We start from the raw sequence: 15,501 nt of genomic DNA, 5'->3' as shown, positions 1-15,501 counted from the left end.
CATGGCTGTCACGAAGAACCGGCCAGTGGACACCCCGCTGGTCGTGCACCTGATCTACCGGCTCGACTTCGGCGGGCTGGAAACCCTGCTGGTCGACTGCATCAACCACATGCCGCCCGAACGCTACCGCCATGCGATCGTCTGCCTGACCGACTACACGGCGTTTGCGAACAAGATCACGCGCCCGGGCGTGGAACTGTACGCCCTGCACAAGCAGCCGGGCCTGGGCCTGGGCATCCACGTCAAACTGTTCAAACTGCTGCGCGCACTGCGTCCGGCGATCCTGCACACCTATAATTTCGCCTGTGCCGAATACGCCGTCCCGGCCTGGGCCGCCGGCGTGCGGGTGCGCATCCACGCCGAACACGGGCGCGACGCCAGCGACCCGCAGGGCCTGAACCGCAAGCACAACCTGTTACGCCGCGCGCTGGTGCCGTGGATCGACCGCTATGTGCCGGTCTCGCACGACCTGGCGCGCTGGTTGCAGAACGTGGTGAAGATTCCGGCCGCGAAGTCGCAGCTGATCATGAACGGCGTCGACACGGTGCGCTACGCCCCGAATTTGCCGGCGGCGACGATGCCGTGGACAGGCGCCGATCAGCCGTTCGTGATCGGCACCGTCGGGCGCCTGCAGGACGTCAAGGACCAGGCCACGCTGATCGAGGCGTTTGCCCTGCTGCGCGCCGCCCGCCCTGCGGCACAGGAGGGCAAAGGCTTGCGCCTGGCCATCGTCGGCGACGGCCCGTTGCGCGCGCGCCTGGAACAAAAGGCGCAGGACGCCGGCGTGGCCGACCTGGTCTGGTTCGCCGGCGCCCGCAACGACATCCCGGAACTGATGCGCAGCTTCGACCTGTTCGCCCTGTCCTCGATCGCCGAGGGCACGCCGGTGACCCTGCTCGAGGCCATGGCCTGCGGCGTGCCGGTCGTGGCCACCGCGGTCGGCGGCATCCCGGAAGTGGTGCAGGACGGCGTCAACGGCGCGCTGGTTCCCGCTTCCAACGCCCCGGCCCTGGCCGAGGCGCTCGGCCGCTACGTCGACGACCGCGCGCGCGTCGCCGGCCACGGCGTGGCCGCGCGCGAAAAAATCGAACGCCATTACAGCGTTGCAGCCATGGTCGGCGCGTACACCGCCCTGTACGACCAGCTCTGCAACTCCAAGACAACCCTCAAAGAGATCACCCAACCATGTGCGGAATCGTAGGCATATTTGACCCGCGCGGCACGCGCGCATTCGATCGCGCCGCCCTCGTGCGGATGAACCAGACCCAGTTCCACCGCGGCCCCGTCGAAGGCGACGTCTACCTGGAACCGGGCGTCGGCTTCGGCCACCGCCGCCTGTCGATCATCGACCTGGCCGCCGGCCAGCAGCCGCTGTTCAACGAAGACCGGTCGGTCGTCACCGTGTTCAATGGCGAGATCTACAACTTTCGCGAACTGACGAAAGAGCTGACCGCACTCGGCTACAAATTCGCCACCAGGTCCGATACCGAGACCATCGTCCATGCCTGGGAAGAATGGGGAGAGGACTGCGTCAAGCACCTGCGCGGCATGTTTGCATTCGCCATCTGGGACCGCAACAAGCAGACCTTTTTCGTCGCACGCGACCACCTCGGCATCAAACCGCTGCACTACGCGTTCCTGCCTGATGGGACGTTTGTATTCGGTTCGGAACTGAAATCCCTGCTGTCCTTCCCGGAACTGCCGCGCGTGATCGAACCGCGCGCCGTCGAGGAATATTTTGCATACGGCTACGTGCCGGAACCGCGCACGATTTTCAAGGACGCTTTCAAACTGGCACCGGGCTACTCGCTGACGCTGAAGGTGGGCGCCAACGCGCAAAACGTGAAACCGAAACGCTGGTGGGATGTGCCCTTCACCCCGCACGCGCCGATGTCCGAAAAGCAGATGGAAGAAGAGCTGATCGTACGCCTGCGCGAAGCGGTCGAGAGCCAGCTGGAAGCCGAGGTCCCGCTCGGCGCCTTCCTGTCCGGCGGCGTCGATTCGAGCGCGATCGTGGCCATGATGGCTGGCCTGAACAAAGGCCCGGTGAACACCTGCTCGATCGCCTTCAACGATCCGGCCTTCGACGAATCGACCTATGCGCGCCAAGTGGCCGAGCAATATAAAACCAACCACCAGTGCGAAACCGTCGACAAGGACGACTACGGCCTGGTCGACCTGCTGGCCGGCCTGTACGACGAACCGTATGCCGACAGCTCGGCGATCCCGACCTACCGCGTGTGCGAACTGGCGAGAAAGCGCGTCACGGTCGCCCTGTCGGGCGACGGCGGCGACGAGAACTTTGCCGGCTACCGCCGCCACCGGATGGCGATGGGCGAGCAGCAGGTGCGCTCGATGCTGCCGCTGGCCTTGCGCAAGCCCGTGTTCGGCTTCCTGGGTAAAGCCTATCCGAAGGCCGACTGGGCGCCGCGCATCTTCCGCGCCAAGACGACTTTCGAGGCGCTGGCACGCGACCTGCCCGACGGCTACTTCCATGGCGTGTCGATCCTGGTCGACCGCGTGCGGGATCAGCTGTTTTCGCAGGGCTTCCGCAGCCAGCTGCAGGGTTATCGCGCGGTCGAGGTGATGCGCGGCCACGCCGCGAATGCGCCGACCGACGATCCGCTGTCGATCATCCAGTACATCGACATGAAGACTTACCTGCCGGGCGACATTCTGACCAAGGTCGACCGCGCCAGCATGGCGCACGCGCTGGAAGTGCGGGTGCCGCTGCTGGACCACAAGTTCGTCGAATGGGTCTCCGGCTTGCCCTCGTCGAGCAAGCTGCGCAACGGAGAAGGCAAGCACATTTTCAAGAAGGCGCTGGAGCCTTACCTGTCCGACGACATTTTGTACCGCAAGAAGATGGGCTTCTCGATTCCGCTCGCGTCCTGGCTGCGCGGTCCGCTGCGCGAGTCGATGAAGGCGGCGGTCCTGAACCCGATGCTGCTCGACACCGGCATTTTTAATGCCGCCTTCCTGCAGCAGATGATCGACGAACACCTGGCCGGCACCAAGGACCACAGCACCGCGCTGTGGGCAGTGCTGATGTTCGAAGCCTTCCTGCGTAAAAACGGCGCCGACAGCGCCACCAGCGTGGCCAGCCCGTTGATCGCCACCGCCGCTTAACAAGATTCAGGAGTTAGTAAAAACATTATGCGTGTCCTTCACGTCCTCGACCATTCAATCCCGCTGCACAGCGGCTATACCTTCCGCACCGCCTCGATCCTGCGCGAACAGCGCGCGCTCGGCTGGGAGACTTTTCACGTGACCGGTTCCAAGCACCAGGGCGCCAAGGACCTGGCCGAGGAAACAGCCGACGGCCTGCATTTTTATCGCACCGCGAAATCAAGGGGTGCGTTCGCAAAACTGCCGATCCTGAACCAGCTGGAAGTGATCAACGGCCTGGAAAGGCGCCTGAGCGAAATCATCCCGCAGATCAAACCCGATGTCCTGCACGCCCATTCTCCCTGCCTGAACGGGATCGCCGCGATCCGCGCCGGCCGCAAGTTCGGCATCCCGGTCGTCTACGAGGTGCGCGCCTTCTGGGAAGACGCCGCCGTCGACCACGGCACCAGCACCGAGAACGGCCTGCGCTACAAGATGACGCGCGCGCTGGAAACCCATGCGTTGAAACGCGCGGATGCGGTCACCACGATCTGCGAAGGCCTGCGCCGCGACATCGTCGAACGCGGCATCCCGGCCAGTAAAGTCACCGTGATCCCGAACGCGGTCGATATCGACAAGTTCGCCGTCGGCGGCGAAGCCGACCAGGACCTGAAACGCCAGCTCGGCCTGGCGGGGCATCGCTTAATTGGCTTTATCGGTTCCTTCTATGCCTACGAGGGCCTGGACGTGCTGCTGCGCGCGGTGCCGGCCCTCTCCGCGCGCGCGCCCGACCTGCGCGTGCTGCTGGTCGGCGGCGGTCCGCAGGATGCGAACCTGCGCCAGCTGGCCAAGGATCTCGGCATCGCCGACAAGGTCGTGTTCACCGGCCGCGTACCGCACGACCAGGTGCAAAAGTATTACGACCTGCTCGACGTGCTGGTCTACCCGCGCCTGTCGATGCGCCTGACCGACCTCGTCACGCCATTAAAGCCGCTGGAAGCGATGGCGCAGGGCCGCATCCTGGCCGCGTCCAGCGTCGGCGGGCACCGCGAGCTGATCGCCGACGGCAAGACCGGCATCCTGTTCGCGCCGGACGATCCGGCCGCGCTGGCCAGCAAGGTCGGAGAATTGCTCGACGCCCAATCGACCTGGCCGGCGCTGCGCCTGGCCGGCCGCGCATACGTGGAGACCGAGCGTAACTGGCCGGTCAGCGTGGCGCGTTATAAAAACATCTATGGCCAGCTGACGGGCTCCAAGTTAAAAGCGGCATGAAGATCCTGACGTTCAGTACCCTGTTCCCGAACGGCGAAAAGCCGGGCCACGGCATTTTCGTGGAGACGCGCCTGCGCCACCTGGTCGCCAGCGGCCAGGTCGAGTCGCGCGTGGTGGCGCCGATTCCCTGGTTCCCCTCGACCCATCCGCGCTTCGGCAACTGGGCGCGTTTTGCCAGGGCGCCGCGCCATGAAGTGCGCCACGGGATCCAGGTCGCGCACCCGCGCTATCCGGTGATCCCGAAAGTCGGCATGAACCTGGCGCCGGCGCTGCTGGCGCAGGCGGCCAAGCCGGCCATTGCGCGCCTGATCGACGAGGGTTTCGATTTCGACCTGATCGACGCCCATTATTTTTATCCGGACGGTGTGGCCGCCGCCATGCTGGGTCGCTATTTCAACAAGCCTCTGGTGATCACGGCGCGCGGCTCGGACATCACGCTGTTTCCGCAGTACGCGCTGCCGCGCAAGATGATCACCTGGGCCGCCAAACGGGCGGACGCGGTGATCACGGTGTGCAATGCGCTGCGCGACGAAGTGGTGGCGCTCGGCGTCGACGCCGACCGCGTGGTCTCGCTCAGGAACGGCGTCGACCTGCACCTGTTCCGTCCGACCGAGCGCACGCCGAACGCCATGTTCACGCTGCTTGCGGTCGGCCACCTGGTGCCGGTCAAGGCCCAGGACCTGATCATCGGTGCCTTGCCCCTGCTGCCGGGCGTGCGCCTGGTGCTGGCCGGCGACGGCCCGGACCGTGCAAAGCTCGAGACCCTGGCGCGCGAGCTGAAGGTCAGCGACCGTGTTACCTTCCTGGGCGCGGTACCGCAGGCGCAGCTGCGCGAGCATTACGGCGCGGCCGACGCGCTGGTGCTGTCGTCGAGCCGCGAAGGCTGGGCCAACGTGCTGTTGGAGGCGATGGCCTGCGGCACCCCGGTCGTGGCCAGCCGCGTCTACGGCACGCCGGAGGTGGTGGCTTCGCCCGACGCCGGCGTCCTGATGGGCGAGCGCAGCTACCAGGGCGTGGCCGATGCCGTCAATGCGCTGCGCGCGAATTACCCCGACCGCGGCGCAACGCGCCGCTACGCCGAGCGTTTCAGCTGGGACGATACGACCGATGGCCAGCTGCGCCTGTTCGAGCAGGTCCTGCTGCGCCGGGCCGGAAAGCTGGCGCTGGCTTAACCCTTTTTCAGTGGACTGACGAAAATGGAATCTATATTGTGGGCGCTTGACCTGTTGGCGGTCGCCTATTTGTGCTTGTGGGCGCTGAAGACGGAAAAGCGCAAGGAACAGGCCGACAGCGACCGGAAGAAAACCGATGCGTGACCTCTTCATGCTCGCAGTGCTGCCGGTCATGCTGTATGCGATGGTGCAGCGTCCCTTCATCGCGGTCGGCATGTGGCTGTGGACGGCGCTGTTCTACCCGAATGCCTGGGTCTATGGCATCGCCGGCATTCCCCGTTACAACCTGCTGTTCACGGGGGTTGCCATCCTCAGTTACCTAGCCTGGAGAACCAAGCCGAAAATTGAGTTGACGGGTGTTGGTGCGCTCGTGCTCGCCTTCTTCGTCTGGACCCTCGCCAGTACTACGATGTCGATCGGTAACCAGGACGTATCCTGGGACTACTGGATCCGCTTTTCAAAAGTCGTGGCCTTGTTCATTGCGATCGTCCTGGTGATCAAAGACAAGCTGCATTTCGATTTCGTCCTGTGGTGCGTCGTGCTCTCGGTCGGTTTTTACGCCGACCTGGAAACCTTGAAATTCATTGCCAGCGGGGGCGGCCACAAGATTGTCGGTCTCTCGGGCCACGTCCTGGGCGACCGCAACGAACTGGCACTCGCTTTCGTCATGACGCTACCGCTCTGCTATTACCTGTGGACTGAATACGGTAAGCGCTCGCGCATCCTGAACCTGGGCCTGCTGGGAACGATGGCCTTGCTCGCACTCGGGGTCATCGGTACCGAGTCGCGCGGCGGGTTCGTCGCCCTACTCATGCTGGGTGCTTACCTGTACATTAAAAGCGACCGCAAGATTCTGCTCACGATACTTATCGCGGCTTTTTGTATTGGCGCGTCGTTCTACATCTCGTCGGACTATGTCGCGCGCATGGACACCATTACTGCCGCAGAGCAGGATGATTCTTTCATGACGCGAGTTGTTGCCTGGAAATTAAGTTTTATTATGGCAATGCAACATCCGTTCTTTGGCGGCGGTATCAAGGCGCTTGAGTATTTTCCGGTCTGGTCGGAACTTTCGAAAGAGTTCTTTGCGTATCCTTGGTTCTACACCGGTACTGGGTTCCCGAATACAACGATCGCCCGCGCCGCACACAGTATTTATTTTCAGGTGCTGGGCGACCAGGGTTTCGTCGGGCTCGCCCTGTACCTCGGGTGCCTTGCGACCAGCTTCCTAAAGGCAGGCGGCGTCGCGCGCAAAGCGCGGAAAAGAGGGGCGCCGGCTTGGCTGCCGACTGCGGCGGTGATGGTGCAGCTCAGTATTTTTGCGTTCGCCGTAGGTGGAGCCGCATTGAGCCTAGCGTATTTCGACCTGATCTTCGCGCTGTTCGGACTGGTCGTCGTCTTGGAAAGAAGGATGCTTGCCACGGTCGTGCCTGTTCCGCCCACCGCATCCGAAACCCGGATTGCCGCCAAGCCAGCCTATGCAGCGCGTGGATAAATTGCCAAATGGAATGATATAGTTGGCTCGGCAGGCGGGACGGTGTGTCCCGCGCCCTCAGTTAGCCCGGTATCGCCCCGGTACGAATAATCGCTCGCCCACGAATTTGATGACCCCCTACATCGCATGTTTGCACCACCCTATGCTTTGCTGCCTTCCGCGCGCGTCCGATGCGCGCGCAACGGCGGCGACGCGGTCAACGCCAGGGCCGCTGATCCGATGAGCCAATCACATCGACACAAGCGGCTCGACACCGCATTGCTGCGCGCTGCCGGCGGCGCCATCGGGCTCTTGTCCAGCCAGCGCAGCCTGGTCGTGGTGAACTATCACCGCGTGCTGGCACGTCCCGATCCGCTGCTCGACACCGAACCCGATGTCGCCACCTTCCACTGGCAGATGGCGCTGCTGGCCGAGTGCTTCAATGTCATGCCGCTGTACGAGGCGCTGCGCGCGCTCGACGAAGGCCGCCTGCCGCCGCGCACGGTCTGCATTACCTTCGACGACGGCTATCGTTCGGTGCACGACCTGGCGCTGCCGATCCTGCGCAAGTTCCGGTTGCGGCCACGGTCTTCGTTACCACCGGCTTTCTCGGCAGCGGCGCGGGCAATATGTGGAACGACCGCATCATTCACGCGGTGCAGTCCCTGCCGGCCGGTACCCTCGACCTGAGCGACATCGGGCTCGAACGCTATTCCCTGAACTCGCTCGAGGAGCGCAAGCAGACCGCCTTGCGCCTGACCGAGGCCGGCAAATACCTGCCGCCGCCCGAGCGCGAGCGTCTGGTCGCCCGCCTCGACGGCATGAGCGGCATGGACCATGCCGCGCTGATGCTGACCCCTGACATGCTCGTTGCGCTCGACCGCAACGGCGTCGACATCGGCGCGCACACGGTCTCCCATCCGATTTTGACGAGCCTGGACGATGAGAGCGCGCGCATCGAAATCGCCAGCGGCAAGAACCAGCTGGAAGAACTGATCGGCAAACCGGTGCGCCTGTTCGCCTATCCCAACGGGAAGGTCGGCCAGGACTTCGATGCGCGCCACGTCGAGATGGTACGCCAGGCCGGCTATTTCGCCGCCTTCACCACCGCCGTCGGGCGCATCACCTCCGACCAGGACCGCTTCCAGCTGCCACGCAGCCGGCCCTGGGACCGCACCCCATTTCGTTTTGGCCTGCGCCTCCTGAGCTGGATGGCGCTAGGCAACAAGCAGCCAGCAACCACGATGAGCAACAAGGATAGCAACATGCACAACCGTGCGTTACTGATCGCATTTCATTTTCCGCCGCAGGCAGCCAGCAGCGGCATCCAGCGCAGCCTGAGTTTTTCGCGCCATCTTCCCGCCAGCGACTGGGAACCGATGGTTCTCACCGCCAACGCCAGCGTCTACGAAGCCCAGAATCCCTCACAGCTGGCCAGCATTCCGCCCAAGCTGCTGGTGCGGCGCGCGTTCGCGCTCGACGCCAAGCGTCACATGGGCTGGCGCGGGCGCTACCTGAACGCGAGCGCCCTGCCCGACCGCTGGATTAGCTGGTGCATGGGCGCGGTCCCTGCCGGCCTGTCGCTGATCCGCGCGCAGCGTCCGCGCCTGATCTGGTCGACCTTTCCGATCGCCACCGCGCACCTGATCGGCCTGGCGCTGCACCGCCTCACCGGCCTGCCCTGGGTGGCCGATTTCCGGGACCCGATGCTGCAGCCGGCCTATCCGACCAACAAGGCGCAACGCCGCCTGTATGCGTGGATCGAGCAGCAGACCATCCGCCGTTGCAGCAAGGCCGTGTTTACGACCCAGGGTGCCATGGCCTCCTACCGCGAGCGTTTCCCGGAGCTGCCGCCGGCGAAATTCGTCGTGATCGAGAACGGCTACGACGAGGACGCATTCGGCAGCGCCCCGCCCGCCGCCAGGGCGCCGGCGGCCGGACGCGCGCTGACGCTGGTGCACAGCGGCCTGCTCTACGACACCGGACGCGATCCCTCGGCCTTCCTGGACGCCCTCGCGCGCCTCAAGGCACGCGGCGTGATCAGCGCGGCGACGCTGCGCGTGGTGTTGCGCGCGCCCGGCAACAGCGCCGGCGTGACGGCCCTGATCGAACGGTATGGCGTGGCCGACATTGCCGCCACCGCCGAGCCGGTACCCTACCGCGAAGCGCTGGCCGAAATGGGCGCGGCCGACGGGCTGCTGCTGTTCCAGGGCACGCCCTTCAACAACCAGATCCCGGCCAAGGTGTACGAGTACTTCCGCGCCCGCAAGCCGATCTTCGGCCTGGTCGACCACAAGGGAGAAACGGCGCGCGTGCTGGCGAATGCCGGCTTCGACGACACCGCCTTCATCGACGATGCCGCCGAGATCGCAGCGCGGCTGGAGCGCTTCCTGGAGCGCCTGCGCGAAGACAGCGCGCATGTCGCCTCGCTCGAACTGGTCGAGCGCTCGTCGCGCGCGCACCGTGCGCGCCAGTTGGCCGCGCTGTTCGATGAAGTCGTCAATGGGGTTGCCACGCAGAAGACGTCGAAGGCCGCCTGAGCTCCGTTCAGGCCGCGCCGCGGGCCTTGCCGCCCGTTTCGCGGATCAGTTCCTCATAGCGCATGCGGGTCGCGCTCCAGGAAAATTCGGCCGCAACCCGTTCGGCCAGGCGCGCTCCCAGCCGCTGCGCCGCGGCGGGATCCTCCAGCAGCGTCGCCAGGGCCTGCGCCAGCGCCGGCGCGTTGTCCGGCTCGACCAGCAGTCCCGTCACCCCATCCTCGATCAGTTCTGGAATGCCGCCGACCTGCGCCGCCACGACCGGCAGCGCGCCGGCGCCCGCCTCCAGCAGGGCCAGCCCAAAGGCTTCCTGCCGGCTGGGGAAGGCGAATGCGGTGGCCTGGGCAAAATGCGCAGGCATGTCCTCAAACGGGACACTGACAAAGAAGCGTACCCGCGCCTCGATTCGCAGGTCGGTCACCTGCGCGCGCAGGCTGTCCAGCGTGCTTCCGTTACCGTCGTTGTCGCCGACCAGGTGCAGCACCGTGTCGGGAAACGCATCGGCGATGCGCGCAAAGGCCGCAAGCAGGACATCCTGCCCCTTGTTGCGATCGAACCGGCCGACGTGCAGGATCACACGCTTGCCGGGCGTGTCCGGCGCCGTGCGGCGGGCGAACCTGGCGGCATCGACGCCGCTGTAGATGATGCGATGGGGCACCGGCGTCGCCAGTGCCCCATCGAGTCGTTGCGCCAGTTCGCGGGAACAGGTCACGACCGCGTCGCTCCCCACGATCAGACGGCGCCACGCGTCTTTTTCGGCCATTCCAAGGGTGGCCAGCTTGCTGGCATCGGTGCCATGGAAGGACAGGAGCAGCGGAATGCGCGGCCTCAGCGACTGCAGCACGCGCGCGAAGGTAAACGCGGCGTCGCCCGGATAATGCAGGTTCACGGCGCGCACGTCGTGGACATGGCAGAAGCGGGCGAACTGCTTGCGAAAGCGCCGCTCCCACAGCGCATACGCCAGGCGCGCCTTGACGCCCATGCCGTGGTGGCGGGCACGCAGTTGCCAGCGCACGGTGCGCACGCCGTGGATGTCTTCATACACCGGTGCCGGCGCATCCCAGTCGGCCATCAGCACCAGCGGCTCGAACACACCGCCAGCGCGCATCTGTTGCGCCAACTGCGTGACGACGTGGTTGACGCCGCCGACATAGCGCAGGGACCACTGCAGGACAAACAGGACGACAGGGCGTGTTACGGGCGCCACGCAGGATCCTCCACCGAATAACTCCGTGTTGTACTTGCTTTTCCCAGGGTCTGTCGAAGTCAGCGCTTCTGGAAATCGATAATGCGCTGGTCGACGATATTGCCGTTGCGGATGCAGATCGCCGGGCGCAGAACCGGGTCTTCCTCGATCCGGTCCTCGATAATGGTGTCGAGGTAATTGACCATTTCTTCACCCAGGCAGGCGGTGACGGAATAGCCGATCAGTGCCGGCGTATGGTCGACGGCATAGTGCAGCACGCCGTCGACCGTGTAGACCGGATCTTCGATCGTCGTCGGCCGGCTGGTCTCGATGGCGCCGGCCCGGTCGCAGCTGATGTCGACGATCATCGCCGGATTCCTCAGCTTCGGCAGGTCTTCGCGGTAGATGATGTGGTCTTTGCGGTACACATCCCACAGCAGGCCATTGACGACCACATCGTACTTCGACAGTTCCTGGCGCAGCAGCGACTCGGTCCTGCGCTCGTAGACGTTAATGTGCGCGCCCATGCAGGAGAGCACGCGGTGGGCGCCGCGCGCGACGTTGCCGCGGCCAATCAGCGCCACCTTGCATTCATAGACCAGTTTGCCGTACAGCGTGAAGGCGTGCATGATCGCGGCCTCGCCGGCCAGCTCGTTGCTGCGCCAGAACACATGGCGGCCGCCCTCGAACATGTCTTCCCATGCAATCGCGGTCACTTCCTTGTCGATGATCTTGTCGGTGATCGAGCGGTTCTGCACGGCATGGACCCAGCCGAACACGGTCTGGCCGCTGCGTAGTTCGGACAGATAGGTGGCGTCGCCGATCTTCGGATCGACGATGACGTCCTTCGACAGCGCCTCCTCGCGCGATACCACATGCGCGCCCGCGGCCCGGTATTCGTCGTCCTTGTGGCCAAACGTCTCGCCGTATCCGGCTTCGAAATAGAGCTGCCCCCGGTTGCGGATGCGTTCGATGTGCTTCGGCAGCATGGCGCGCCGTTTTTCGTTTTCCTTCGTACTGATCATCAGTCCAACGGTTTTCATGTCATCCCCTGGTTGCGGTGGTTGGTTGGGTCAATTCAGCCTGGCCGGTCTGGCGAGCTGCCTGCGCGCGGGTGTCGAGCTCGATGAAGGCCGGCGCTTCGCGGTAGGTGCGCACCAGCAGCAGCAGAGGCCGGAACAGCCAGTCGCGGCGTCGGCGCAGGCCCGGCATCAGCCGCGACGCCAGCAGCACGAGCTTGTTCGGCCAGTTCAGATACCCGAGCGCTTCCCGGGTGACCGCGGCATCGCCATAGGCATAGCGCTCCTGGGCCTCGTCACGCGCCCGGCTGGTGGCCTGATCCAGCGGCGGGTGATCGGCCGGGAGATTACGCGAACCATGGAAATCGTAGAATTCGGGGTAAAAGCGCAGCAGGCATTCCTTCTGGAAGAAATATTTGTATTTTTCCGCAGGGTGGTATGTCAGCGTTGCGATCGCAAATTCCAGGTCGCAGTACGGGAACACGACGACGTGTCCCGGCGGGTGCATCATCGTGATCCACGGGCTGATGCAGCGGCGCGTACGCGACTGCAGGAAAGCCAGTTCCGCCTGGTTGAGGTTGGGCGGGAACTGCGCGAGGAATGCACGGTAATGCCGGCGGAAACTTTCTCCGGAAGGGAAGCGGGAGGACAGCTGCTGCAGCACGAAGGGGCCGGTCGACTTCTCGAGTACCAGTTCCGCATCCTTTTCGGGCGTCTCGTGCAACCCGTCGATCTCGAAACCGGAATTGCCGAAGGTGTCGCCGGCCAGGCCGTCGAACACCAGCGAGGGTGGCCGTTTGGCGAGCCAGTGCATGAAGGGCAAGGCCCAGCCGTGCATGAAGGTCTCGGTGCCGATCAGGGCCTGGCGCCGCGCCTGCTCGGCCTCGATCGCGGAAGGAGGCACGGCGCGCACCAGCTCGCAATCGACGCCGAAAGCGGCGGCGATCTTCGGCGCAAAATAGGAGTCGATATCGTAGTCGCGACCGTTCTTGCGGTGGAAGGTCTGGCAGGTGACGGCCTTGAACGGCACCGCCTTGCGCAGCAAGGTGGCGAAGAAGCGGCGCGAATCGAAGCCGCTCGAGAATGGCAAGGTCACCTCGCCCACGTCCAGCTTCAGGCAGCGCTCCATGGCAGCCAGGTAGGCGTCTTCGACGATGCGGAAGGCATCGTCGTCGATCATTTCCTCGCCCGGCGGGAGCTGGGCAACATCGAACCACTGCTGCGTGTCGGCACCGTCGCGCCGGATCGTCATCTGTGCCCCGGCCTGGAAACGCTTGATGTCCTGGAAGAAGCTGCGGCCGTCCATGGCGCTGCCGTTGTGCATCAGGCTCACCCAGGAGCCCAGGTCCGGCGCATCCCCGGCCAGGTGCAGCAGGACCGGGTGCGAAGCAAAGAACCAGGTGCCGCCGCGCTGCCGGTAATACATCGGACCGAAGCCGAAGGCATCGTTCCTGACCATTGCCTGCTGCAGCTGGGGGTCGAATTTCAGGTACGCAAAAGCACCGTTCTGCAGCGCGTCCGGCGCGGCGATGCGCTCGAGAATGGCCGGGTCGGAGTAGGAGTGGACGCCGAGCGCGGCCTCATAGCCGCGAAAGGCCAGCTGGGAGCCGGCGACCTCATGCAGCAAGCCCCGTCCGTTGGACGGCGCGCGTGAACTGACCGCCCAGAACTCCGGCGTACTGGCCACGGCCAGGGTGGACGGCACCGGACCGAACTGCGGCGCCGTGTCGGGGAAGACGCAGGCCAGGAAAAATTCGACGTCCGCGAACTGACGCGCTATCAAATCCAGGTTGATGTTCATTTGGCCTCGCCAGGTACGCCGACGGGCAATGGCTTCGTCCGCTTTATTTTAGACAGAAAATAGGTTTCCGCACCTTCCGGACGGCCGGCGACGCGCCATAGCAACATCACGACGGCGCAGTAGACGAGCACCCCGGTCCCCACCTTCAGGACGAGCATGGCCCAGTTCGGGGCCTGCACTTGCGTCTGCAGGAAGAACAGGGCCACGGCCATGGCCAGGCAAGCCAGCAGCGGGCGCCCGGTGCCCTGGGCCAGCATCCGCACGGTCAATCCCGGCACATTGCGCATCAGCAAAGCGTAGGAAATGCCGAAGGTCAGCACGATCGAGGCCATGCGCAACTGGGCGATGCGTTCCGGGGTCAGGTTCCGGCTCAGCAGGAGAGCGCCGGCGCCGAACATGAGGATCTGGATCCAGCTCGTCACGGCCAGCAGGCGGATCTTGCCGATGACGGTCAGCACGTAGTTCGCGCTGCTGTTGATCGACTGGATGATGTTCGACAGGGCCAGGATCTGGATGAAAGGCACGATGAAGAGCCACTTTTCGCCCAGCGCCACCGGCACGAATTCCTGAGCGGTCAGCACGAAACCGACACAGGCCGGGAAGGTCACCATCACCTGCACCGCCTGCGCGCGCAGCAGCAGCCTGGTCAGCTCTTCCAGGTTGTCCCTGGCTTGGGCAAAGGCAGGAAACAGCACACGGTTGATGGGCGCCAGCAAATCGGTCCCGGGAATATCGGCGATTTCGCTGGCCAGTGTATAGCCGCCCGTCACGCCAGTGCTCGCCAAGCCGCCGACCATAAAGATATGCAGCTTGCGGTCGAGGAAGGAGCTGATGTTCTTGACCAGCACCCATTGTGAGACCGCGAAGATTTCCTTGAATTCCGACAGCGCGAAACGCGGACGCATGGGATGAACACTGTAGCTGCGTGCGACCGCCGCCAGGCGCCCACCAAGGGTACCGAGGATCATGCCCCAGTAACTCTGCATGATGAGCGTGAGCGCCACCGTGATGAAAAAGCCGACCAGGCGCTTGAACATCACGTACTTCGCGTCGTCCGCGAAACGCAGTTCTTTCTGGAAGTCGACGATGCCAACGTTCTCGAACGCGCCCACGAACAAGGACAGCGCCATGACCTGGACCGCAGCAGTGACGCGTGGGTCCTTGTAGTACTCGGCTGCGAACGGCGCAAGGATGACCAGTACCGTTGCCACGCAGGCGGCCTGGACGATGCGCAAAGTCCAGGCCGTGTTGTAATAAGCCTGGCTCGGGTGCTTGCGCTGGATAAGGGCGACGTTCACGCCGAGATCGAAGATGATGTCGGCGAACGAGACCACCACCGAGGCCATAGCGACAATGCCGAAATCGTCGGGAATGAGGATGCGGGCGAGGATGAAGGTGCTGACGATGCCGATGAAACGATCGATCCAGCGCATGGCAACCATGATCATTGCGCCGCTGGTAATACTGGTACTTTTATGGGACATCTGTTGATACTACCTTTGCTGCGTCTGTGACCGATGGCAGCGCCACGGAAGGGATCGTTTGCACAGCGTCGCCAGGGCGCCTGACGCTGCCTTCTTCGCGTCCTCAGACGCTGCTTACGGCCGGAGTATTGTGCTTTGATCGGAAGAAATGTTATCCAATGCAGAGTAGACCAAGGCTTGAAATGTGTCAAGAATCACAACAATCGTGCGCGCCCCCCCTCCGGTCACTTCTGGCCTTCGAAAAGGGCGCAGGTCAAGGGTAGCGGAGAGCCCCGAAAGCATGAATTCCAGGCTGGGAAGGTAGCGGGAAGCAAGGGAAGTCGCTCTCACAGAGCAAGCTATCACTACTGAAAGATGTTTTCCAACAACTTCTAAGGAAAAAAATTATCGGCAGGATACAAAAGGTAATTTAGCTACAGTGCAATTACCTGCAATTAACAGATTACTG

At 64.0% G+C, this 15,501-nt stretch carries 11 protein-coding genes; 7 read left to right on the top strand and 4 right to left on the bottom strand.

Annotation, left to right across the window (positions count from 1 at the left end; genetic code table 11):
• Position 1: 1 nt before the first annotated feature.
• From LPB04_RS06635 to LPB04_RS06605, 7 genes are all read left to right on the top strand, one after another.
• The gene (locus LPB04_RS06635; RefSeq protein WP_193687940.1) at positions 2 to 1,201 is read left to right on the top strand and encodes a TIGR03088 family PEP-CTERM/XrtA system glycosyltransferase; all 1,200 of its coding nucleotides are present in this window, start codon (positions 2 to 4) and stop codon (positions 1,199 to 1,201) included.
• Positions 1,186 to 3,129 carry an XrtA/PEP-CTERM system amidotransferase gene (locus LPB04_RS06630; RefSeq protein ID WP_193687939.1) on the top strand — a complete coding sequence of 648 codons (1,944 nt, stop codon included), beginning with the start codon at positions 1,186 to 1,188 and terminating at the stop codon, positions 3,127 to 3,129. Before LPB04_RS06635 ends, LPB04_RS06630 begins: the two co-directional genes overlap by 16 nt.
• Before the next feature lie 27 nt (positions 3,130 to 3,156).
• Complete coding sequence (locus LPB04_RS06625) at positions 3,157 to 4,380, top strand: TIGR04063 family PEP-CTERM/XrtA system glycosyltransferase (protein ID WP_193687938.1); 1,224 nt, start codon at positions 3,157 to 3,159, stop codon at positions 4,378 to 4,380.
• On the top strand, positions 4,377 to 5,552 hold the full coding sequence (locus LPB04_RS06620) for a glycosyltransferase family 4 protein (protein WP_193687937.1): 1,176 nt from the start codon (positions 4,377 to 4,379) through the stop codon (positions 5,550 to 5,552). The genes LPB04_RS06625 and LPB04_RS06620 overlap by 4 nt, the downstream gene beginning before the upstream one ends.
• Positions 5,553 to 5,688: 136 nt before the next feature.
• Complete coding sequence (locus LPB04_RS06615; protein ID WP_193687936.1) at positions 5,689 to 7,047, top strand: putative O-glycosylation ligase, exosortase A system-associated; 1,359 nt, start codon at positions 5,689 to 5,691, stop codon at positions 7,045 to 7,047.
• A 219-nt stretch (positions 7,048 to 7,266) separates the two neighbouring features.
• Positions 7,267 to 7,716: a polysaccharide deacetylase family protein gene (locus LPB04_RS24000; protein WP_227496638.1), complete on the top strand. Its 450-nt coding sequence runs from the start codon at positions 7,267 to 7,269 to the stop codon at positions 7,714 to 7,716.
• Positions 7,656 to 9,566, top strand: a complete 1,911-nt coding sequence (locus tag LPB04_RS06605) for a polysaccharide deacetylase family protein (protein ID WP_227496637.1) — start codon at positions 7,656 to 7,658, stop codon at positions 9,564 to 9,566. Before LPB04_RS24000 ends, LPB04_RS06605 begins: the two co-directional genes overlap by 61 nt.
• Positions 9,567 to 9,573: 7 nt before the next feature.
• Here LPB04_RS06605 and LPB04_RS06600 read toward each other — a convergent pair whose 3' ends face one another.
• From LPB04_RS06600 to LPB04_RS06585, 4 genes are read right to left on the bottom strand one after another with little or no spacing between them, the layout of a single operon-like run.
• Positions 9,574 to 10,770: a glycosyltransferase family 4 protein gene (locus LPB04_RS06600; protein WP_193687935.1), complete on the bottom strand. Its 1,197-nt coding sequence runs from the start codon at positions 10,768 to 10,770 to the stop codon at positions 9,574 to 9,576.
• 59 nt (positions 10,771 to 10,829) lie between these two features.
• Entirely contained in the window at positions 10,830 to 11,792 is a 963-nt protein-coding gene (locus tag LPB04_RS06595; RefSeq protein WP_193687934.1) for a N(5)-(carboxyethyl)ornithine synthase, read from the bottom strand.
• Between the two features lies 1 nt (position 11,793).
• Positions 11,794 to 13,569, bottom strand: coding sequence for an asparagine synthetase B family protein (locus tag LPB04_RS06590; protein ID WP_193687933.1), 1,776 nt, complete (start codon positions 13,567 to 13,569; stop codon positions 11,794 to 11,796).
• Positions 13,566 to 15,053, bottom strand: coding sequence for a lipopolysaccharide biosynthesis protein (locus LPB04_RS06585; protein WP_193687932.1), 1,488 nt, complete (start codon positions 15,051 to 15,053; stop codon positions 13,566 to 13,568). Before LPB04_RS06585 ends, LPB04_RS06590 begins: the two co-directional genes overlap by 4 nt.
• Between the last annotated feature and the right edge of the window lie 448 nt (positions 15,054 to 15,501).

Origin of the sequence: Massilia litorea, assembly GCF_015101885.1 — a bacterium.
In the GTDB taxonomy this organism is placed as follows: Bacteria; Pseudomonadota; Gammaproteobacteria; order Burkholderiales; family Burkholderiaceae_D; genus Telluria; species Telluria litorea.
This window is presented reverse-complemented; position numbering and strand designations above follow the sequence as displayed.

Coding starts and splice junctions, on each gene's coding strand:
- LPB04_RS06590 (WP_193687933.1), bottom strand. CDS start 13,569: ATGAACATCAACCTGGATTTGATAGCGCGTCAGTTCGCGGACGTCGAA.
- LPB04_RS06635 (WP_193687940.1), top strand. CDS start 2: ATGGCTGTCACGAAGAACCGGCCAGTGGACACCCCGCTGGTCGTGCAC.
- LPB04_RS06595 (WP_193687934.1), bottom strand. CDS start 11,792: ATGAAAACCGTTGGACTGATGATCAGTACGAAGGAAAACGAAAAACGG.
- LPB04_RS06630 (WP_193687939.1), top strand. CDS start 1,186: ATGTGCGGAATCGTAGGCATATTTGACCCGCGCGGCACGCGCGCATTC.
- LPB04_RS24000 (WP_227496638.1), top strand. CDS start 7,267: ATGAGCCAATCACATCGACACAAGCGGCTCGACACCGCATTGCTGCGC.
- LPB04_RS06585 (WP_193687932.1), bottom strand. CDS start 15,053: ATGTCCCATAAAAGTACCAGTATTACCAGCGGCGCAATGATCATGGTT.
- LPB04_RS06620 (WP_193687937.1), top strand. CDS start 4,377: ATGAAGATCCTGACGTTCAGTACCCTGTTCCCGAACGGCGAAAAGCCG.
- LPB04_RS06625 (WP_193687938.1), top strand. CDS start 3,157: ATGCGTGTCCTTCACGTCCTCGACCATTCAATCCCGCTGCACAGCGGC.
- LPB04_RS06605 (WP_227496637.1), top strand. CDS start 7,656: ATGTGGAACGACCGCATCATTCACGCGGTGCAGTCCCTGCCGGCCGGT.
- LPB04_RS06615 (WP_193687936.1), top strand. CDS start 5,689: ATGCGTGACCTCTTCATGCTCGCAGTGCTGCCGGTCATGCTGTATGCG.